The sequence below is a fragment of the Aristophania vespae genome (genome assembly GCF_009906835.1).
GTDB lineage: Bacteria > Pseudomonadota > Alphaproteobacteria > Acetobacterales > Acetobacteraceae > Aristophania > Aristophania vespae.
Window position 1 is genome coordinate 948,524 of record NZ_CP047652.1, and the last position, 22,374, is coordinate 970,897.

Annotated in this window: 14 protein-coding genes and 2 pseudogenes; 11 read left to right on the forward strand and 5 right to left on the reverse strand. The window is 38.9% G+C overall.

Features of this window, described 5'->3' with window-relative positions:
* Nucleotides 1-250: 250 nt before the first annotated feature.
* The 3 genes and pseudogenes from GT348_RS04215 to glmS all read left to right on the forward strand — a co-directional run bounded on the left by GT348_RS04215 (nucleotide 251) and on the right by glmS (nucleotide 4,375).
* Nucleotides 251-1,189 carry a DUF3108 domain-containing protein gene (locus tag GT348_RS04215; RefSeq protein WP_160618653.1) on the forward strand — a complete coding sequence of 313 codons (939 nt, stop codon included), beginning with the start codon at nucleotides 251-253 and terminating at the stop codon, nucleotides 1,187-1,189.
* A gap of 27 nt (nucleotides 1,190-1,216) precedes the next feature.
* Nucleotides 1,217-2,548, forward strand: coding sequence for a bifunctional UDP-N-acetylglucosamine diphosphorylase/glucosamine-1-phosphate N-acetyltransferase GlmU (gene glmU, locus GT348_RS04220; RefSeq protein ID WP_160618654.1), 1,332 nt, complete (start codon nucleotides 1,217-1,219; stop codon nucleotides 2,546-2,548).
* Nucleotide 2,549: 1 nt separating this feature from the next.
* Nucleotides 2,550-4,375, forward strand: a pseudogene (gene glmS, locus GT348_RS04225) (glutamine--fructose-6-phosphate transaminase (isomerizing)).
* Nucleotides 4,376-4,545: 170 nt separating this feature from the next.
* On the opposite strand, the gene GT348_RS04230 reads toward glmS, so the two are convergent.
* Entirely contained in the window at nucleotides 4,546-5,157 is a 612-nt protein-coding gene (locus GT348_RS04230) for a LysE/ArgO family amino acid transporter (RefSeq protein ID WP_160618655.1), read from the reverse strand.
* A gap of 274 nt (nucleotides 5,158-5,431) precedes the next feature.
* Complete coding sequence (locus GT348_RS04235) at nucleotides 5,432-6,139, reverse strand: GNAT family N-acetyltransferase (protein ID WP_160618656.1); 708 nt, start codon at nucleotides 6,137-6,139, stop codon at nucleotides 5,432-5,434.
* Between the two features lie 887 nt (nucleotides 6,140-7,026).
* On the opposite strand from GT348_RS04235, the gene GT348_RS04240 reads away from it, so the two are divergent.
* From GT348_RS04240 to GT348_RS04255, 4 genes and pseudogenes are all read left to right on the forward strand, one after another.
* On the forward strand, nucleotides 7,027-8,262 hold the full coding sequence (locus tag GT348_RS04240; protein ID WP_236646580.1) for an MFS transporter: 1,236 nt from the start codon (nucleotides 7,027-7,029) through the stop codon (nucleotides 8,260-8,262).
* Between the two features lie 251 nt (nucleotides 8,263-8,513).
* Nucleotides 8,514-9,017, forward strand: a complete 504-nt coding sequence (locus tag GT348_RS04245) for a GlcG/HbpS family heme-binding protein (RefSeq protein ID WP_160618657.1) — start codon at nucleotides 8,514-8,516, stop codon at nucleotides 9,015-9,017.
* Nucleotides 9,018-9,160: 143 nt separating this feature from the next.
* Nucleotides 9,161-11,236 carry a DUF262 and DUF1524 domain-containing protein gene (locus GT348_RS04250; protein WP_160618658.1) on the forward strand — a complete coding sequence of 692 codons (2,076 nt, stop codon included), beginning with the start codon at nucleotides 9,161-9,163 and terminating at the stop codon, nucleotides 11,234-11,236.
* Between the two features lie 1,132 nt (nucleotides 11,237-12,368).
* Nucleotides 12,369-14,908: pseudogene (locus GT348_RS04255) on the forward strand (cation:proton antiporter).
* Between the two features lie 9 nt (nucleotides 14,909-14,917).
* On the opposite strand, the gene GT348_RS04260 reads toward GT348_RS04255, so the two are convergent.
* The gene (locus GT348_RS04260; RefSeq protein WP_236646581.1) at nucleotides 14,918-16,303 is read right to left on the reverse strand and encodes a peptide MFS transporter; all 1,386 of its coding nucleotides are present in this window, start codon (nucleotides 16,301-16,303) and stop codon (nucleotides 14,918-14,920) included.
* Between the two features lie 241 nt (nucleotides 16,304-16,544).
* Between GT348_RS04260 and bfr the strand changes: the two genes are divergently transcribed.
* Nucleotides 16,545-17,033 (forward strand): bacterioferritin, encoded by a 489-nt coding sequence (bfr, locus tag GT348_RS04265; protein WP_160618659.1) that lies wholly within the window; start codon nucleotides 16,545-16,547, stop codon nucleotides 17,031-17,033.
* 1 nt (nucleotide 17,034) lies between these two features.
* On the opposite strand, the gene GT348_RS04270 is transcribed toward bfr, so the two are convergent.
* Together GT348_RS04270 and alr are read right to left on the reverse strand one after the other, a co-directional pair.
* Nucleotides 17,035-17,295, reverse strand: coding sequence for a (2Fe-2S)-binding protein (locus GT348_RS04270; protein ID WP_160618660.1), 261 nt, complete (start codon nucleotides 17,293-17,295; stop codon nucleotides 17,035-17,037).
* 267 nt (nucleotides 17,296-17,562) lie between these two features.
* Nucleotides 17,563-18,645 (reverse strand): alanine racemase, encoded by a 1,083-nt coding sequence (gene alr / locus GT348_RS04275; protein WP_160618661.1) that lies wholly within the window; start codon nucleotides 18,643-18,645, stop codon nucleotides 17,563-17,565.
* Between the two features lie 330 nt (nucleotides 18,646-18,975).
* Between alr and GT348_RS04280 the strand changes: the two genes are divergently transcribed.
* From GT348_RS04280 to spt, 3 genes are all read left to right on the forward strand, one after another.
* Nucleotides 18,976-20,730 carry a fatty acyl-AMP ligase gene (locus tag GT348_RS04280; RefSeq protein WP_160619440.1) on the forward strand — a complete coding sequence of 585 codons (1,755 nt, stop codon included), beginning with the start codon at nucleotides 18,976-18,978 and terminating at the stop codon, nucleotides 20,728-20,730.
* A 66-nt stretch (nucleotides 20,731-20,796) separates the two neighbouring features.
* A complete protein-coding gene (locus GT348_RS04285; protein WP_160618662.1) occupies nucleotides 20,797-21,045 on the forward strand; it encodes an acyl carrier protein in 249 nt (82 codons plus the stop codon).
* A gap of 2 nt (nucleotides 21,046-21,047) precedes the next feature.
* Nucleotides 21,048-22,247: a serine palmitoyltransferase gene (gene spt, locus GT348_RS04290; protein ID WP_160618663.1), complete on the forward strand. Its 1,200-nt coding sequence runs from the start codon at nucleotides 21,048-21,050 to the stop codon at nucleotides 22,245-22,247.
* Nucleotides 22,248-22,374: the final 127 nt, after the last annotated feature.

The window sequence follows — 22,374 nt, forward strand, 5'->3', positions numbered from 1 at the left end:
ATGGCACTCTCTTTAATCTACCCCGCTGGCCTTACCTGGCTAAATGTTAAAAGACATGTTCTGTAAGGCTAGCTTAAAGAGACTGATGGACTTACTTAAGAATAAAGTTTTGAAACTGGACTTATTAGGCGGTTATCTTGCGGGATTCTTTATAGATTTCGGTGCTGTTTTTTAATCTGGCTAGCTGGCCTTATTCGGTTAAATGTTAAAAGACATGCTTTGCAAGGCGACTTTAAAAGGACTAACGGAAGTGCTTAAAAATAAAGTTCTGAAATTAAGCCTATTTGGCTGTTATCTTGCAGGGTCTTTTATGGCTTCAGCTGCTGTGTCTCGCAGTTTTGCACAGACGATGCCCGCTCATATAACAAATTCAAAAGTTCCAGAGACAGACTCACAAACTAAAAATAGTGCTGTCACATTACGCTATGCAGTATTTGTGCATGGCCTTCATGTTTTGGATGCAGAAGGCGCTTATGTTCTCAAGCCTTGGGGATATGGCGGTAATGCACATTTAAAAACTGTTGGTTTAGCAAGCTGGTTTTTACAGCTAAATATTTCTGCTCAGGTTGAAGGACGGTTTGACGGTACTATGGCTGTACCGCTTGATTATAAAGCTCATGGTCTTTCACGCAAAAAAGAACGTAGCGTTCATATTAAATTTGACGATTCCGGCCCTCATATCGTTAGTCTGGAGCCCAAGGACAAAGAGCGTGATCCTTTGCCAGAAGCAGAGCTAAAGCATTCCATTGATATGCTTAGCGGTCTTGCGACCCTGTTCCAGTCTTTAGCCGTAACGGGCAAGTGTGATCTTTCTGGTACTTTATATGATGGTTTGCGTTTAACTCATATAGAGGCGCATGGTCCTTTTGCTGATAAAGTTCCCGATAGTCATGGGTCTTATTATTCGGGCAAAGAAGCGCAAAGATGTGATTTTGAAGGTCATCAAATTGCAGGATTTGTAAAAACCTCTCATCACAAAGATCTTTTACGCACGCCACAACCTGGAAAAGCCTGGTTTTTAACCTTAAAAGATTATGGCATTGTGCCAGTAAAAATTGAATTTCATCATCCTAAAATTGGGAATGTTGAAATGGTTATGCAATCAGTTCCGTCTTCGGCCAAAATGGATGTTCCTGGCAAAAAAGGGCAGATGACATCTCCTTCTGAAAAGCCTCAGACAAAGCCCTAAATTTTCTTCGCTAAAAGGATGAGAGTTATGACGCCTTCTTTAACCGCTGTTATTTTGGCTGCTGGTAAAGGCACGCGCATGCGGTCATCTAAGCCAAAAGCTATGCAGCCTTTGGCACATAAACCGATGGTAGCGTATCTTATTGACTCAGTTGCCCGCCTGACTGACAAAATTATAGTTGTTATTGGCCCGGATATGGCTGATTTGGAGCAGGCTGTAGCGCCCCATAAAGTCATTATTCAGACTGAGCGAAAAGGCACAGGACATGCAGCCCTCACAGCTTCTGAAGCATTTGGTGAGGGAGATGTCATTATCTTAAATGCTGATAATCCTCTTGTATCTTCTGAGACGCTAGCCTCTCTGGTTAAATTACGCCGCACTGAAAAAGCGGCTCTGACCGTCATTGGAATGAATTTAGACGACCCTGCGCAATATGGTCGTTTGGTTCAAAATCAGCATGGCGAGATAGAGCGTATTGTTGAATATAAAGATGCGACAGAGCAGGAACGGTCTATCACGCTTTGTAATGCTGGCATGATTTGTGCACCGGCGTCTTCTCTACGGAAGTGGCTGAAAGACATTACACCACATAATGCCCAAAATGAGCTTTATTTAACTGACATTGTCGGCTTTGCCGCTAAAGAAGGTTCTGTACTCTGCCTACAAGCAGATCAAGATGAATTAGTTGGCATTAATTCCAGGGCAGAATTAGCCCGCGCTGAGCAGTTATTACAAAAAAAGCTTCGCTTAAGGGCCATGGATAATGGTGTAACCCTCATTGATCCTTCGAGTGTTTATTTTAGTGCTGACACCATTATTGAGCCAGACGTACTCATAGAACCTAATGTTTTTATAGGGCCCGGCGTTACTATTAAAACAGGAGCGCATATAAAAGCTTTTTCACATCTTGAAGGGTGTGTTGTGGGAGAAAATTCCCTTATTGGCCCTTATGCGCGCCTGCGACCTGGCACAATTTGCGAAGAAGGCACACATATTGGCAATTTTGTTGAATTAAAAAATACAACTCTTGGTAGAAAGAGCAAAGCTAATCATCTTACTTATTTGGGTGATAGTGAAATTGGCCCCAATGTTAATATAGGTGCCGGCACCATTACGTGTAATTATGATGGTTACTTTAAGCACAAAACCACAATTGGTGCTCATTCTTTTATTGGGTCTAATACCATAATGGTTGCCCCACTAAAAATTGATGACAATACGCTTATTGCAGCAGGAAGTGTCTTGACCAAAGATGTTCCTTCGGGTGCTATGGCTTTTGGTAGAGCGCAACAGGTTAATATTGAAGGGCGCGGTTCAGCCTATAAAGAAAGGCTGAAAGCTAAAAAGGATCAAAGCTAATATGTGTGGTATTTGTGGAGTTATAGGTCACCGTCCGGCAACGCCTCTTGTTTTTGAAGCTTTAAGGCGGTTGGAATATAGAGGCTATGATTCAGCGGGTATTGCTACGCTTGACAACGCAAAACATATTACACGCTGTCGCGCAGCCGGTAAGTTAGATAATTTAGAAAATGCCCTCAAAGAAACGCCTCTCGAAGGTTCAATTGCCATAGGTCACACAAGATGGGCCACTCATGGTTTACCCACAACCAATAATGCTCATCCTCATCAGGTAGGGAAGGTAGCCATTGTTCATAATGGCATTATTGAAAATTTTGCCTCTCTCAAAAAAGAACTGGAATCTTTAGGGCGTCATTTTACAACTGAGACAGATTCCGAAGTCATTGCCCATCTTCTTGATCTTTATCTTCAGGAAGAAAATGACCCCAAAAGGCTGCTTTCAGGACATTAAAACGCCTGGAAGGGGCATATGCCCTGGCCATGATTTTTGAGGATTATGATAATCTTCTCATTGGTGCCCGTCATGGTGCTCCTTTAGCCATAGGTTACGGCGAGGGTGAAATGTTTTTGGGCTCTGACAGCCTTGCTCTTGCTCCTTTATCTTGCCAGATCACCTATTTAGAAGATGGCGATTGGTGTGTGCTAACCCGCGAGGCTGTTCAGATTTTTGATTTTGATGGTCAAAAGGTTGAACGCCCTATTCAAACAGCCTCTTTCTCTTCTGGCTCAATTGGCAAAGACGGCTATAAGCATTTTATGGAGAAAGAACTTCATGAACATCCTGTTGCTATTGGCCAGACCCTCCAGCGTATTATAGACCCTGTCACAAGGCGTATTACTTTACCTAGCCCTCCATTTGACCCTGCCTCTTTACCACGCATTACCATTACGGCATGCGGCTCAGCATATTATGCAGGGCTCGTTGGGCGCTATTGGCTTGAATCAATTGCAAAGCTACCTGTTGAAAGTGATGTTGCCTCTGAACTTCGCTATCGCGATGTGCCGCAACCCAATCAGGGCATGGCGTTGTTAATTTCTCAGTCAGGTGAAACGGCTGATACTTTGGGCGTTTTACGTTCCCTAAAAGCTCAGAACCAGCATATTGTTTCCATATTAAATGTTGAGCACTCCACAATGGGACGCGAAAGCGATGTTGTGCTTGGCATGGTTGCTGGCCCTGAAATTTCAGTTGCTTCAACTAAAGCTTTTACAGCACAATTATCAGTTATAGCGGCTCTAACAATTACCCTTGCGCGCCTGCGCGGTACTATTGATGACAAGAGAGAGGCTGAGCTTACATCTCATTTATTGGATTTACCTTCTAAAGTTGTAGATGTTCTAAGCCATATTGACTCTATTAAATCTATGGCGCGTGTTATTTCACAGGCGAGAGATGTTTTATTTTTAGGACGTGGCAGCTGTATGCCCATCGCCCAGGAAGGTGCCCTCAAATTAAAAGAAATTACGTATATTCATGCTGAGGCCTATCCTGCAGGGGAATTAAAGCATGGTCCCATAAGTCTTATTGATCAGACTGTTCCGGTGGTGGCTATTGCTCCTTCAAACATTCTTTTTGATAAAATGATCTCTAATTTGCAGGAAGCAAAAGCAAGAGGAGGGCGCATTCTTGCCTTTACTGATGAGGCAGGTGCATCTCGCTTAGAGGCAATAGCTGATGAAATGGTAATTTTACCAACTGTTGATGCTTTTGTTGCACCAATTCTTTATGCCGTTCCTGTGCAATATCTTGCTTATGAAGTGGCCCTTCTTAAAGGCACTGATGTTGATCAGCCCCGTAATTTAGCCAAATCCGTGACAGTGGAGTAAATGAGGCGCTCTTCAGCTCAAATACTGAGAACTAACAAAGCAGCTCTAACAAGTTAGACAAAAAAGTCCGGCCATATCGTAAAATTGGATATGATCGGACTTTTTTATAAGAAAATCTCACTGATTAATTTTTAAGCATCAGATTAGTCGTCGGAAAATTATTTTTAAAGTCAAAAATTAAATATTAAGACGGCACTTAAAAACAGCATAAATAATGCAGTCGCTGCATCGAGCAATTGCCAGGCTGCGGGCTTACGGAATATTGGCTGAAGAAACCGTGCTCCAAATGTGAGAGCGGTAAACCAGACGACACTAGCAATACAGGCGCCTAATCCGAACATCCATTTACCGGCTCCTGCATAATGTGTGGAAAGACTTCCAACAAGCACCATAGTATCCAGATAGACATGAGGATTAAGAAAAGTGAAAGCCATACAGGTTAACAACACTTTTTTACGGCTACCGGCACTTTCATTAGCTGGTTTAAGTGCGTCAGCTCCTATAATAGCCCGTCTAGCGGCCATGAGGCCGTATATAGCCAAAAACGCAGCACCGGCAAATCTGAGCACTGGTAAAATAACTGGCCATGTCCGCACAAGGTGACCCATTCCGGCCACACCTGAAAAGATAAGAACAATATCGCCCAAAGAGCAAATTGCTACAACCAGCCATACAAAATTACGTTGGATTCCTTGCCGGAGGATAAATGCGTTTTGGGCACCAATAGCCATGATGAGGCCAGCACCGGTAACAAAACCAGCTAAAATTGCAGATAAATACATAAACCCCTATTTAATAAAATAAGCAAAAAACAAGTATTTTTAGGCAGTTACAACGCTCTTAGAGACAAAGCCGATAAGAAACAACCGCCAACAAATTGTCGCTAAGTGGCTCAGGCAGAATTTTTGGAAAAATACGCATTTCGATTAGGAACATTTAAACTCATTCTCACGCTCCCTATCACACACAAAGGCATATATTTTCATAGGCGATAAGTAAAGCTACTCTTAATGAAGCTCTCTAACGATGAGACAATAATTTTTTGCGTTTTTTCCTTTACGGTTTCACTCTGGCAAGAGGTGTTTTTTGCTGGCCATTATCATCAAAATTTGAGGGGTCAAGCCAGTTATTATAAGCCTTGGAGATCTCTGGATATTCACTATCTAGCATAGAAAACCAAGCTGTATCTCTGTTACAGCCTTTTGTAACCAAAGCTTGACGAAAAATGCCTTCAAAAGAAAAGCCAAAACGTAATGCGGCTGCGCGAGAAGGTGCATTAAAGGAATTACATTTCCATTCCAAACGGCGGTAACCAAGTTCTTTAAATACGTAATGAGATAAGAGGGCCATCACTTCAGTCGATATACGGGTGCGCTGCATTTTACGAGAATAAGTAACGCTTCCTATCTCTACCACGCCATTAGCAGGATCTATTCTCATAAGAGCCACGGTGCCGACTGGCTTTTTCGTTTCAGCGTCAATGACTGCGTAATGAATTGCATCTTTTAAATGCTCGTTTTGACGAACAAAACTGACATAACTTTCTAAATCAGGAAAAGGACCGTAAGGAAGATAAGTCCAATCACGCTGATCTTCTGCCTCTTGATATGCATTAAAAAGTTCACTTGCATGTTTTTGGGCAATAAGAGGCTCTAAAATAGAATAATTACCAATTAATGATCGACGATCAGGATATTTTGCGCCTTTCCATTTGGGAAGAGCAGCACCTATAGGCTGATTAAATTCATTAAAATGAGTAGTCATTTCGGTTCCTGGTTTTTTAAACTAAACTGTAAAATTTTAAGCCGTAAAATATATTAGACTAAATTTTAAAATTATCACATTAACCAAAAATCATATAAAGAGAACATTTTATACTATGTTACTAAAAGCTATTTTTAAAATAGGCTTATTAAGTAATGACCATTTTTCAGCGTTAAGAAGAATATTATATTGTGATTTTAATTAGGAAACAGACATAGTATTACAAAAAATATTTTAAATAATTCTATCTCAATTTTTTAAAATTTTATTACAATGAAATTTCTGATTTTGAATATTGTTGTATATTTTTAATCTGTAAATTTATTTTTGGTAATTTCAATTTATTACTATGATTATAAATGATATTGATATTCATTCTTTCTTTTAATCTAAAGCCTAAACTTACTATTTTGTTGCTCTTTATATTCACGGTTAATTTAGCATCAAGATATAATTATAAACCCTTGTCATAGTTATTATCTTTATTTTTCTGCTAATTTCTAAAATAACCAGAGGCTAATTTAACTCTAACCTTGGCGCTTCTGACATATTCAAGCATGCATTAAGGCTATAAGGCTATAAGGCTATAAGGCTATAAGGCTATAAGGCTATAAGGCTATAAGGCTATAAGGCTATAAGGCTATAAGGCTATAAGGCTATAAGGCTATAAGGCTATAAGGCTATAAGGCTATAAGGCTATAAGGCTATAAGGCTATAAAAACGCAAATTTTCTTTAATGCAACTAGCCTGCTGAAATATTTTGCAAAAAGTTAATTTTATAATATCGCCATATCTATCTTAAATTTTCCTTTTAATTTAAATAACACTCGATTTGGAGCTTAAGCATCCTCTTCCTGCGTTTTATCTGCCATTAAAAGGTTACATCTTTGTCCTCGAACAATATAAATCAGCCAGATTTCACTACTACGCAGGGCGAACATGATGATGCAAATAAGCTTATTGTTTCAGTTCTTGTTGGTGTGGCTGTTACCCATGCATGTAGTGACTTTATCCAATCGGTCTTACCGTCAATTTATCCATTATTAAAAGATAATTATGCCCTGACCTATGCACAAATAGGTATGATTTCGCTTATCTACCAGCTTGTTGCTTCTATCCTACAGCCATGGATAGGGCTTTATGCAGATAAACATTCAATGCCTTTTCTTCTACCAGGTGGTATGATTATCACCCTTTTAGGTATAGGCTTATTGGCTGTTGCACCTACTTATCATATTTTACTTCTTGCCTGTGCCCTAATTGGGGTAGGTTCGGCTACATTCCATCCTGAAGTATCGCGCATTGCCCGCATGGCCTCCGGGGGGCGATTTGGTACGGCTCAGTCTGTCTTTCAGGTTGGTGGGTATGTAGGTAATGCATGTGGCCCTCTTGCTGCAGCTCTTATAATCATTCCTTATGGGCAAGTTTCAGTATCATGGCTGATGCTGGTAGCTCTTTTGGCTATTTTTATACTTCATTATATGAGCCGCTGGGCCAAAACCCATGGCCATGCCAAAATGAAAAAACATATCAGCTCTAATTTACGTCAACTTTCACGTAAAGAAATATGGACAGCTTTAAGTGTTGTCGGGCTTTTAATGTTTGCAAAATTTACCTATATCGCTTCGATAAGTAATTACTACACTTTTTATCTTCTTGAACGCTTTAAAACACCGCTTCCTACAGCGCAGCTTTATCTTTTTACTTTTCTCACATCTGTAGCTGTTGGCACAGTCATAGGCGGTCCTATTGGCGACCGCATTGGTCGGAAAGCAGTCATTTGGGTTTCCTTTATTGGGGTTATTCCTTTTTCAATCCTTATGCCGCACGCTAACTTATTTTGGACAGTAATTTTAACAGTCTGTATTGGTTTGGTAATCTCATCCGCTTTTTCTGCTTTGCTCGTTTATGCTCAGGATGTTTTTCCTACCCGCATTGGTATGGTAGCAGGAATGATGTTTGGCACTATGTTTGGTATTAGTGGAATTTCTGCGGCAGCACTCGGTAAATTTGCAGATTATTACGGCATTGTTACTGTTTATGATGCCTGTGGTTTTTTACCATTTTTGGGTTTTGCAACATATTTAATGCCAGAAACTCATATCAAAAAGATAAAACTGTAAAATTTTAGGACATGCTGCCAAAATATAATTGGCAGCAAAATTCCTTTTTCTTATTTTAGTAAAAAGAAAATGTTCTTTACATACAGAATTAAACAATAGACTACTAATTCACATTTAAATTTAGTTTAAAAATAATAAAGTTATTTTAATTTCTTATTTTATTCATTGTCAGACCATTGCTCGCAAAAACGTGTATAGTTTTTATAAAGACTATCTTTATAAATTACTCATATGAAAAGGAGAACATTTGAATGAAAAAAACTGCTTTGGCTTTAATATTCGCTGCTAGTTCGTTTGGATCAGCATACGCCGCTTCTGGGGTTGTCAATATTCCTAGCATCGAGGCTAATATTGCAAACAAGCTTGTTGCAGAAGCTGTTAACGCTTGTGCGGCAAAACATTTAGCGGTTACGGCAACTGTTGTTAATGCAGCAGGACAACGTGTTGCTATGCTAAGCGGTAATGGCGCGCCAATCGATACAGCTTCCATCTCCTATCGCAAAGCTTACACAATTTATTCATGGGGAACAGCAAAACATAAAAATACAACAAGTGAATTATTAGCTGCTAAATTAGTTGGACCAGAAGATGGCTCACTGACAACAGTAGCCGGTATTCTTGTATTACCAGGTGGCGTCATTCTTAAAAGCAATGGTCATACAATAGGTGGGTTAGGGGTATCTGGCGCTCCTGATGGTATGGATGATGAAGGTTGCGCCAAAGCTGCTGTCGAAAAATACAAAAGTCAGTTTTAATTATTTTTCAAAAGTTTGTGTTTCATTTTTTAATGTAACATAATAAAAACTGGCTTGTTTAAAAATAAGCCAGTTTTTTGTTATGAAAAATATATTTATTTTTTAAAAATTATTAAGAAGTTCTTTTTAAAAGAGACCATATTATGAAAGCCAGAGAAACCAATCTCCTTAATTTATTAAAAAATACACCTCAATTTATTATACCCATTTATCAAAGAACATATTCATGGACTGAAAAACAATGTGAGCAGCTATGGAATGATATTATTGATGCTGGCTCAGATGAAAAAATATTATCTCACTTTATTGGTTCAATTGTATATATTGAGAGTGATTTACAACAAATATCGAGCCAATCTTCTTACCTAATCATAGATGGTCAGCAAAGACTAACAACATGTGTATTATTGTTAGAGGCTTTGTCACGTCACCTTAATAATAACGAACCTTTGGATGGTTTTTCATCCAAAAAAATACGCAATTACTATCTTCTAAACCCATTAGAAGATAATGATATGGCATTTAAATTAATCCTGACACAGCTTGATAAAGAGACTTTATTAACATTATTGGAGCAAAAGCCTTTACCTAAAGATTGTTCTATAAATATAGCCAATAATTTTTCTTTTTTTGACAAAAAAATTAAATCTTTAGACGGAAATTTAAAGGCTGTTTGTAAAGGTTTATCGAAGTTAGTCATTGTTGATGTCGCCTTGGATCGCAGGCAAGATAATCCTCAGTTAATATTTGAGAGCATGAACTCCACAGGAAAGGCACTCAGTCAGGCAGATTTAATTCGTAACTATATCTTAATGGATTTAGACCAGAAGAAGCAAAAATATTCATATGAACAATACTGGCATCCAATGGAAACTGCTTTTGGACAAGAAAATTACAACAATTATTTTGATAGTTTCATGCGTCATTATCTTACTATGAAAACAGGGAAAATTCCTAAAATTGATGACGTTTATGAAGAGTTCAAAATTTATGCCAGAAAAAAGAAATTTGCCTCAGTTACAAATGAGTTGCTGTTAGAAGATATAAAATTATTTTCTGATTATTATTGCGCAATGGCTCTAGGACGAGAAGAAAATAAGGATTTATCTCTTAGTTTTCGTAATTTACGAGAGCTTAAAGTAGATGTTGTGTATCCATTTCTTCTTGAGCTTTATGATGACTATAAGTCTAAAATATTATCTTATGAAGATTTTTTAGAATCTTTGCGTCTTATTGAGTCTTATTTATTCCGCCGTTCAGTCTGCGGTTTGGCTGCCAATTTTCTTAATAAGGCTTTTGCCTCATTTGGAAAATCTCTTAAAAAACATAAATACCTTGAAAGCATCAAGGCTCACCTTCTTCAATTAACGTCGCAGCAGCGTTTTCCCACTGATGCAGAATTTAAGGAATGTTTTTCAACCAGAGACCTTTATAAATTTAGAAATAAAAATTACTGGCTTCGTCGGCTTGAAAATTTTGGCCGTAAAGAATGCATCTTTGATGAAGAATATAGTATCGAGCATATTATGCCACAGAATAAAAATTTATCTATTCAATGGCAAAAGGACCTTGGTCCAGATTGGCAAGTAATCCAAGAATTATGGCTTCATAATGCAGGTAATTTAACACTTACAGCTTATAATTCAGAATTTAGTGACCGACCTTTTCTTGAAAAGCGCGAGATGGAAGGGGGATTTCGACATAGTCCGTTATGGTTAAATCAGGGTTTAGGTCAGGTCGAAGTCTGGAATGAAAATGAAATTAAAAAAAGAGGGAAGAGGCTTGCAGAGCGTGCTGCAACATTATGGCCTTATCCTTTTTTAAAAGAAGATATTTTAAAAACTTATCAGAAAAAAAATGCCGCATATAGCCTGGATGACTTTAACTCTCTAACAGAAGGATCTTTTACCCGTTCTTTATTTGATCAACTACGTAAAGAAATTTTACTCATTGATCCAAGAGTAAAAGAAAAAATTTGCAAAATTTATATTGCTTACAAAGCCAAAACGAATTTTGTTGACATTGAAGCTGATTCAAAAAAATTACGATTATGCTTAAATATGAAATTTGAAGATTTAATTGATCCTAAAAATATGGCCCGAGATGTTACTCATATAGGCCACCATGGAAATGGTGATGTTGAAATTTTATATAACTCACCATCAGAGCTAGATGATGTAATGAAGCTTATCAGGCAATCTTTTGAACGAAATAGTTAAGCCATCAGAAAAGTTTTTGATTATATAGCCCTTTTTCATATTAAGGCTGTAAAAATAATTATAGTTATTTATAATATTTTTTTTGCGTAATATGAAAAAGTTGTTATTTAATAAAATATATATGACAGACAAGCTAAAGATGCGATATTTTTTTATTATATAACTGTAGGATTTTTCAAATTACGCATTACAAAATTAGTCTTACTTTAACTTTTACCTGACGATTTAAATCTGATTTCTGTCTATAACATTACCATAATAAGGGTAACATAATCTTTTTCTAACTTAATACTCTAAATTCTTGTTCTGAGGAGAGCATTAATTTTAGGCTGTTTCTTTAAAAGCTATTTTTGTGTTATTTCAGTATATATTTTAAACTTACAAAGCAGACTCAAATAAAAAAATATTTTATTTATAGAAGAATTATATAATCTGTTCAGAATGAAAATTGGTGAAAAACAGTATATATATATTGAACTCTAAAATATAACATAAAATTCTAACAATATAGAATAATAAATCTTGCTTCACATTATACAAAATTGCAAATGTCTTTATGGTTGAGACAAAAATTTGCTATATTTTTGGCTATATAACAAAATTGATATTTTAAAGAAACTACAACACATTGATAAAATTCTTGTTTTATTATTCATTTTTACTACAAAGTCTAAGATGAAAGAAACGTTAAATCTTTTCCATCTTTAAAAGTTGTATCTAGCCTCAATGAAAAATTTTTGATAGCTCATCACATATTAGAATTATTCATTCATAACAAAGGTTAGTAAGAGCAAAAAGTACTTGATTTTTTTAGCATAAATGTCAAAATTGCTGTGACTAAATGTTAAGGCTTGCTGGATGGTTTGGTCGCATAAAATAAACTAATTTTTGTCAGAAAAGATTTTTTCTGTGAACTGGAAAGAACATGTTAACACAGAGCTGTTAGCAACTGGCTTATTGCATTGTTGCCAAACCATAAGAGTAGCATAGGACTTCATATTATATCTTGTGCGACTTTTAGACTATTATAGAGAAAATGAACTAAAATTATCATTTTCTAACGTCTTATAAACGATAAAATGTGTTATAAGGCTGATGTAATTGAATTAAAAAAAACTGCGAAAGAGAGCACATAATGGAAACAGGACTGGCAGCTATCATTCTTACGCTTGCATTCCTGCTTTTATTGGTAAGCTTCATTCAGCCTCTTGCAAAAAAAATTCATATGCCCGACACGGTGCTTATTGCAATTGTGGGCATTATTTTAGGTGCTGTAGCCTCAATTGTGGTTAACTCAATGGGACTAGACCTATTTGAGGGGGCCGCAGAAACTCTCATCTCATTCCCTATTAATAGTGAAGGGTTTCTCCTTATTTTCTTGCCTATTCTGGTTTTTCAGGGAGCCATGAATATTGATGTAAGGAGCTTAGCCCATGAAACAGCAACCGTGCTGCTTTTGGCCGTTGTTGCTGTAGTTGTGTCAACTGCGACAATTGGCTTGGCACTTTATCCTTTCGCTCAGCAATCACTTACGGTCTGCCTTTTATTAGGTGCAATTGTTGCGACAACTGACCCATCTGCTGTAGCAGGTATTTTTAGAGAAATTGGCGCAGCTTCGCGGTTAAATCGTTTGGTTGAGGGTGAGGCGCTTCTTAACGATGCGGCGGCCATTGCTATTTTTTCTATTTTAGTAACAGCTGTTTCAGCACATCATCAGATACAATTTGAAGAAGCTATTATAGATTTCTTTAGTGAATTTGTGGGCGCTATGATTGTTGGCGTTGCTGTAGCTCGTCTTACCTTATTAGTTATATCAGCCATAAACGGTTTTCCTGCAGCCGAGGCCACGCTCACCATTGTTCTTCCTTATGCCGTTTATATTTTGTGCGATGATATGTTTGGATTTTCTGGCGTCGTCGCAACAGCCACAGCAGGCTTGACCGTCTCTGCTTATGGTCCTTCAACCTTTAGACCGCAAATCTGGAACTTTATTAAAGAATTATGGGAGCAGTTAGTATTTTGGGCTAGCTCTCTGGTCTTTATTTTATCGACCATGCTTGTCCCTAAGCTCATGTTTGGGATAACAAAATGGGACGTAATATTAATTCTCATAGTTACGTTCGCGGCTATTTTTGCTCGGGCTGCCGTTATTTTTGGTCTTTTGCCAGTACTTAGCTTTACGCGCCTTTCTCCACCAGTTCCAACACGGTTTAAAACTACTATGGTTTGGGGTGGCTTAAGAGGGGCTATTACCCTGGCTCTTGCACTGGCTGTTACTGAAAACCCTAATATTAATTCTCCGATCACCCATTTTATTGGGATTATTGCAACTGGCTACGTGCTGATCACCTTATTGGTAAACGGCACAACATTGCGGTGGCTTGTAATCTTTTTGAAACTTGACCGCCTTTCACCAGTTGATGAGGCTATGCGCCACCAGATTATTGGTATTGGCTTGGGTCATGTTGCAAAAAGAGTTGAGGAAGTTTCTAACGAACTTGGTTTTAGCAAGCGTACTCGTAATGGCGTTATTGGTCAGTTAGAACGCAGAGCAGAAAAAGAAAAAGCTGCTAATGAATTTGAAACAGCTTTAAGTGACCGTAACAGGGTTACTGTTGCGCTCATTACCATTGCTAACCAAGAACGAACCATATTACTCGATCTTTTTAGAGTACAGGGCCTTTCAAGCCGTCGGGTAATGGAAACATTACTCCGCACTGCTGAAGCCATGATTGACGGGGCTCGCCTGGAAGGACGTTATGGCTATGTAAGAGCTCGTAAAAAACGCTTACCTCCTTCATATCGCTTTCAGATAGCACAATTTTTACATCAGCATTTTCATATTGATCGTCCTCTCATGTACTGCATGATGGAACGTTTCGAAATGCTTATCATTGCTCACTTGGTGTCAACGTCATTAATACGCTTTGTACATGAACGTATGGAACCTATTCTTGGGCTTCGTATTACCGAAATTGTGTCTGAAGTTTTAGGAAGACAGGGAAAATTAATTGACGATGCGCTTGAAGCCTTAAGATTGCATTATTCTGGTTATTCAGAAGCTCTTGAAAGTCGTATTTTACGTCAGGTTGCTCTGCGTTTTGAAGATGATGAATATAATACCCTTTCTCGTGAAAATTTAATCTCTGACGAATTATTACGTGAATTGCATAAGTCCATTGAGCAACATAAAGCCCGTTTACAAACACCTTTACGCTTTAATTTACGTAGTGGTATTGAGCAGCGTTTAAGAGCATTTCCAGCTTTTAATGGCGTCCCTGATGCCGCTCTTCACAAGCTTGCTGACAAAGTTTCTATCAATTTTCTTTCTCCTGGGGAATTGCTATTAAAAGACAAGCAGCGTGTCACGACTATTTATGCACAGGTGGCTGGCATGATGGAGTTTCATTATGAGGGTCGTGATATACGCTTAGGGGCGGGGACCTTGTTGGAGCTGCAAGTTTATTGCGCGGTGACAGAGCCGTTGCTTCTGTTCATTCTCTGCAATTTTCTCACCTTTTGGCTATTCCAAGAGCTGATTTTGAACAATTAATGAACGATTATCCCATTGTTAAACGACAAGTCATCAAACGTGATGATATGCGTTTGGAAGGGAAACTCACTCCCAAAGTGCTTGTCACAGATAATGGCCAGGCCATAGAAGCGGCTTAATAGCCTGTGCTAAGAAACATTTTTGGGAATTAAAAGCTTTTTGAAATAAAGAGCACAAAACAAAAATATTAGCGTTGCGCATAACGCTGCCATGGCGTGTATAAACCAAAATAAAATCCCTGGCATGACAGCAACTTGCGACGCTAATTTTCCTACCATAAGATTGGAAAAGGTAAGGTGAAGCGTAAAAAATGACACAAGTAGGGTATTTAAGCTCACCGGAGCAACGCGAGAAAATAAAGCGAGCCCGATAGAAAATACCATTGAAAAACCAATATCGTTAATTGTATGAAAAACTACACCCCACCAAAGGCTAATGGTATGAGGGGCGGGGTAGAAAAATTGAGCTAACACAAGGCAAAGCGGGCCCAAACTAGCAATCAAACTTCCCCAAAAAACCTTCCAAATTTCGGCTACCGGATTATGTTTTTTCTCGAAAAAACGCCAGAACCATAAGACAAAAATGGCAGTTGCTGAACTTATAAGCCCGTCAAGTGACAATAAAGTACTTACAGGAAAGTCATAGCCCCAAAAAGTCAGCTGATAATGCTCTTTTCCCCAAAGAAGATATCCGTCAAATATTTCTTCATTGGGAATGGCTCCGATAGCAAAAACAAAAACGAGCATTATGAGTAAAAATACGCGTTTTTTTTCTATCGCTGATAAAATAATAACCTCTTTTTTATGCTGTTTTTTCGTTTCTGGTGGCAACCATTTTCGCCCCATTAAATAGCATATCAATCCCGCAGCCATCCCTATGCCAGCAGCTAAAAACCCCCAATGCCATGCTATTTTCCCTAAAAATGCGCAAAGAATGGGAGAGATAATAACTGCAATTTGCACGCCCAAAGAATAAAGCTGATAAGCATCAGCGCGCCTTTTATCATCTTGCGCATAAAGGGCACCGACCTGTGCTTTCATAGTGCTGCTACAGCTACTGCCTATTAAAAGACATAAAAGAGCAAAAACAAAGCTACTTTCAAAGCTCATGAGTCCATGGCCAAAAGTCATAAGAACGGCACCAATAATTATGATGCGTGTTCGACCTATAAAACGATCAGCAAGCCAGCCACCAAGAAGAGGTAAAGCCGAAACGGCAGCCATAAACAGCCCCATAATACTAGCTGCAAGAGCAGGGAGGCCTATAGGATTATAAAGATATTTAATTAATGTAAGGAGGGGATTTATGCCCCATACATGTTCTAAATGTTCTGGCTTAAGAATATAATCTTGCATGTAAATGACAAGAAGAGCCAGCATTCCATAAAGAGAAAAAGCTACCCATGCTTCAGCAGCAACAATAACCCACAAACCTTTTGGATGACCCCATAAAACTGTAGCTTGAGGCAATGTAGTTTCTTCTGGATCAGGCAAATTTTCAAAAGTTTGAGTCACAATCTCTTATCTTTCGTCTCAAAAATAAGTTTTAGTCCAAGGAAACAGAAATATTAACAAGTAATTAAAAATATAAATTCCATTATTCTCAATTGATAGTAATTATGATAATTATTCTTAACTAGTAAGATGTAATGTATTTTTTATTATTTTTATGGACAAATAACAATTGATGTTTTAACTATAATAAAAATTAGCTCCTTATTTTGAAATTCTTGTCTTGACGCTATGAGAGGGTATTATGGCCATTAGAGACCCAAAAGTTATTGAATATCTTAACACTCAGCTAACAAATGAGCTTACGGCTATCAATCAATATTTCCTTCATGCTCGCACCTTGCAACATTGGGGTGTGACTCTGCTTGGGAAAAAAGAATATGCCGAATCTATTGAGGAAATGAAACATGCTGATTGGTTAATTGAACGTATTTTATTTCTTGGTGGCTTACCAAACGTTCAACGTTTAAACTCAATTTTGATTGGGCAATCTGTCGAAGAAATTCTTAAATGTGACCTAAAATTAGAAGAAAAGGCCATAGCAGATTTAAGAGAGGGAATCGCATATTGCGAAAAAGTCCAAGATTACGTTTCAAGAGATCTTCTATTAACCATCCTTAAAAATGAGGAAGAGCACGAAGACTTCATTGACCGTCAATTTGATCTTATTAAACAAGTTGGGATTGAACGTTACATTCAAAAAAATTCAGCCCCGGCAACCGAACAAGAATAAACTACCGCTCTTTGTCGTGAACGATACACGGCGAGGCGGGTTTAACAGCATGATTATCGTAAAGTTCAATAGGCGCACCATTTATTATGGTGCGCTTTTTTTGTAATTCTTCCTTAAAAAGGCATTTCACATTTTTAAGGCAGTTGCCACACTTAACCTGACATTTCTTGCGTGCATATAATTCAGCAAGCTTCGAGGCACCATCGTGAATGACAGTTTCGATATCACGATCTGACAAGCCATTGCATGAGCAAATGATCATTAGATTGCCTTAAACAAACTTGAATGCTTTATATTTAATGCAACTAATAATTGTTCGCAAGAAATTTTAATGATTTCTTTAAAAAAATATCGCAGAAAGAGCCATCACTAAAAGTCGTATAATATTTATTATGCCAACTCATATTCTTTGAACCTTAGCTTTGAACCTTAGCTTTGAACCTTAGCTTTGAACCTTAGCTTTGAACCTTAGCTTTGAACCTTAGCTTTGGGCTTTGGGCTTTGGGCTTTGGGCTTTGGGCTCAAATAGCTAGTTTCTATATATACGGTCAAATCTATGGCCTAATGATGTCAAAATCTCATACCCAATTGTATCAGCACTAGCGGCTAATTGATCCAGGTTTTGGTTAGGCCCCAAAATTGCTACATAATCCCCTTCTTCTAATTTGACTGTTTCTAATTGACCAATATCAACCGTCACACTATCCATTGAAACACGGCCTATAATTGGCAAAGCCTTATTATGAAGCCAAAAAGATCCTTTTGAGCTTAAATATCTAAATAACCCATCTGCATAACCTATTCCTATCGTCGCTAATTTTGTCTCTTTCTGAGCCTGCCAAGTAAGACCATATCCAACAGAAGCACCTTTTGAAATTTGCCTAATTTGGCAAATCGGTGCTTCTAGCGTCACAACTTGAGAAAAAGGCTGAAAACCTTTTTGCGGTGCTATTCCATATAACGCTGCACCAGGACGCACTAGGTCATAATGATAATCTTGTCCTAAAAATATTCCTGACGAGGCTGATAGTGACCGTGGAATTTTAGGAAAATAGGACGACAACTCGTCAAAAAGTTTTTTTTGCGCCTCATTTGCAGGATGCTCAGCAATATCAGCGCAAGCTAAATGACTCATGACAACAATAAGAGGTAATTCTTTCAGCCATTTTTCCTGTTTAATATCTTGCTCTGACAAACCAAAACGAGACATGCCCGTATCAAACTGTAAAGCAGCCGGAAATGCTTTTTTCCGCAGCCTACAGATCTCAAGCCACTCTTTCGCTTGGCTAAGCGTATTAATAACTGGAATAAGCCCCTCTTCTGCCAGATAGTCTCCTTGACCTAACAAAAAACCATTAAGAACAAAAATGCGTGCTTTAGGCGTAATTTTTTTTAGCTGTACACCTTCTTTTGGTAAGGCGACAAAAAAACTATCAACATAACCACTAAGTGTTTCTGCAACTGGCTCAATGCCTAACCCGTAAGCATTGGCTTTTAGCACCGCACCACATTCAGCATTATGGGCTAAAGAACGCAGTTTTACATAATTTTGTCTTAACGCAGAAAGATCTATCGTTAACCGTGCCGCATTAGATTCAAAATTATATTCCACAAAAGACCTTTTTTAACTTATAATAGTCCGCGATAGTGAGAAGGACACTCAGAATCATGGATAATAGTGTTTGACAATGTTTAGATTTTAAAAATTATCTTTTAAAAGATTGAAAAATCCTGACAAGTCATAAAGTTTCTTACTTTATATAATGAAAAGCCTCTGATCTGCCTTGAGCTTGAGAGGGTTTATGTATTAGAGACATTTCAGAAAATGGAACTTTCTTCGTTTGAAGGGTTGTTTGCTTTTTACCCATGAGGGTAAAAGGCCGTATTAGATTTTAGTATAAGGTCCACTTTTAGAGTGGATCAATTTGGAGCTAGTCAAGGTTTGACAGAGGCTAAGCACACTTCCACTAGCCCTCTTTGTGCAACACCAAGCCGGTCAGGTTTAGTGCGGCGCTATGGGGATTTTTCAAGCTTTCCAGAAGCATTAGATTATGCTGCCCAGGGTAAAACAGGCTTTAACATTTACTCCGGTAAAGGAACTTTACTGGAAGCGCTGCCGTACAGTCTGCTTCGCAGCCAAGCGCTCTCTGTGGCTAAGCGCCTTCTAAATCAAGGGTTAAAGCCGGGTGATAGAGTTGCTTTAGTCGCTGAAAGTGACGGGGACTTTGCTCGAATTTTCTTTGGCTGCCAATATGCAGGCCTCGTTCCCGTCCCTCTTCCTCTCCCCGTCGCTTTTGGCGGAAAAGAGGGTTATATACAAACCCTGCGTGGCATGATTGAATCTGCTCAGGCAAAAGCAGTTATCGTGCCAGATATCATTGGAAGCTGGCAAGACGAGATACTTGCTGATTTAAAGCTTATTTTTGGTGGCTCTCCAGCAAAACTTCTTGCCCTACCAGATGCAGATATTGCTTTGCCAACAATCAAAGCTGAGGATCTTTCTTACCTACAATTTTCCTCAGGAAGCACACGGTTTCCAATGGGCGTCAGTGTCACACAAAAGGCTGGAATGGCCAATGTGTCAGGCATAGCCCGTGACGGCTTAAAGGTTTTTCCTTCAGAATCTACAGAAGATGACCGATGTGTGTCCTGGCTACCACTTTATCATGATATGGGGCTTGTCGGATTTTTCTTAACCCCGATGACATGCCAACTTAGTGTTGATTTGCTTCCAACGCGTGAGTTTGCAAGACGTCCTCATATATGGCTCGAACTGATATCACGCAATAAAGGTACCCTCGCCTATAGTCCTTCTTTTGGGTACGAGCTATGTGCAAAACGCGGTGCCCGTGAAGATATTGATTTATCAAAATGGCGGGTCGCTGGAATTGGTGGCGATATGATAAGGCCACAAATTCTAGCCGAATTTGCTAAAACCTTTAGTAATAAAGGGTTTGACAAAAGAGCTTTTGTCGCAAGTTATGGCATGGCTGAAACTACGCTCGCCATCAGTTTTGCTCCTCTTAATAGAGGGATTGAAACAGACACAATCGATTTACGTTATCTTGAGGAAAATAATTTAGCACGTCCAGTTTCTGCTGAGACAGAAACATCTCGTACTTTTGTACTTTGCGGTGAAGCACTTCCTGGTCACAAAATTGAAGTTCGTTCACCAGAAGGCAAAGTCCTACCCGAAAGAGCAGTCGGGACAATTTTTGTACATGGGCCAAGCCTCATGTGCGGTTATTTTAACAGACCAGACGAGACAAAATCTGTTTTAGCCGATGATGGTTGGTTAAATACCGGAGATCTTGGTTATTCTCTTAAAGGTCAAATCGTTGTTACAGGTCGTGCCAAAGATTTAATTATCATTAATGGTCGTAACATTTGGCCACAAGACCTCGAATGGTCTGCCGAGCATGAAATAAATTCTCTTCGCTCACGTGACGTTGCTGTTTTTTCAGTTAATAACGCCGATAAAGGTGAGGAGGTTGTCGCTCTTATTCAATGCAGGCTAAGTGAAGAAGAAACACGTGCTGCGCTTAAAGCTGACGTAACAAGCCTCTTCCGGCGTCTTCATGGCGTGGATGTAAATGTCATTTTAGTTCCGCCACGCACTTTGCCTCAAACTTCATCTGGCAAATTAACCCGTGCAAAAGCAAAGGCCATGTTGCTTGCAGGTGATTTTGGCAAATAGAAAAATTAGGTCTAATATAATACGTAATAACTAAATTATGAGTTGAGACCGAAAAGGTTTAAAAACATGACAGACAGCGTAGCCGATCTTGCCGAGATGATTACACAAAAACTTTTGGCTAACCCTAAAGTTCCACGAGATATTAATGGGAACAGCCGTATCGTAGAAGATCTTGCTTTTGACAGTCTAGCAGTGATGAACTTTGTCATGGAAATTGAAGACACGCTTGACGTTTCAGTTCCCCTAGACAAACTTGCTGATATTCGCACGATTAATGATCTTGCTGCTTGTCTGCATGACATTAAGGCTCAATAAATATGACCAAGCTTTTTGAGAAGCACGCTGCCCTGAAAGCTGCTTATGACAGCTTAAATAAGCTTAGCCCGCGTAACCCTTTCGGTGTTGTCATTGACCGTCCTCTTTCCGCAAGTGTTGGACTTATTGAAGGGCGAGAAACCCTTCTCTTTGGTACTAACAACTATCTTGGGCTTAGCCAATCAACCAAAGCGCAGGAAGCAGCTATTGAAACTGTGCGCACAATGGGCGTGGGTACAACAGGCTCTCGGATAGCCAACGGGACTTTCTCACTCCATCAAAAGCTTGAACAAAAATTAGCTGAAGTGTTTCAACGTCGTCATGCCATGGTTTTTTCAACCGGCTATCAGGCTAATCTTGGCACAATTTCAGCATTAGTAAATAAAGATGATACACTTTTTTTAGATGCTGATAGTCATGCCAGCATTTATGATGGGGCCAAATTATCTGGTGCTCAGATCATACGCTTTCGTCATAATGACCCTGCTGATCTGGACCGTCGTCTAACCCGCGCTAAAGATACACCAGGTGCCAAGCTTGTTATCGTTGAAGGTATTTATTCAATGACTGGCAACGTTGCACCATTAAATGAGTTTGTCGAAATCAAAAAGCGCCATAATGTAGCTCTTATGGTTGATGAAGCTCACTCTTTTGGTGTGTTAGGCGAGAATGGTCGTGGCGTTGCAGAAATGCAAAACTGCGAAAAAGACATAGATTTTATTGTCGGAACCTTCTCTAAATCATTGGGCACTGTTGGTGGCTATTGTGTCACTGACTATGATGAAGTTGATCTTATGCGACTTTGCTCTCGCCCTTATATGTTTACAGCGTCTTTACCTCCCGAGATCATGGCTGCGACACTTTCTGCCCTAGATGAGATTCGCACACGCCCTCACCTTCGTCAGCAATTACAGCTAAATGCTGCAAGGCTTCACTCAGGGTTTAAAGAGCTTGGTTTACCGACGGGTGAATCTGTTTCTCCTGTTGTTGCCGTTACATTAGAAGATGTTCCAACAGCAATCACTTTTTGGAATATGCTTTTGGAAGCAGGAGTTTACGTCAACCTCTCGCTTCCGCCTGCCACACCAGACAACCGTCCTTTACTCCGCTGCTCTGTCATGGCAGCTCATAGTTATGGACAAATTGAACAGGCATTAGAAGCTTTTGGAGATATAGCCCGTAAGCTCAACGTTATATCCTGATTTTTGCTTAAATATTTTTATAATGCGGCCTGAATCTTTATTAAGGTTTCAGGCCGCATTATTTTACAATTGCGTTACTATATGAATAACGCTGGCGTTACGTAATTTTGTGCAAATTCAAAAAATT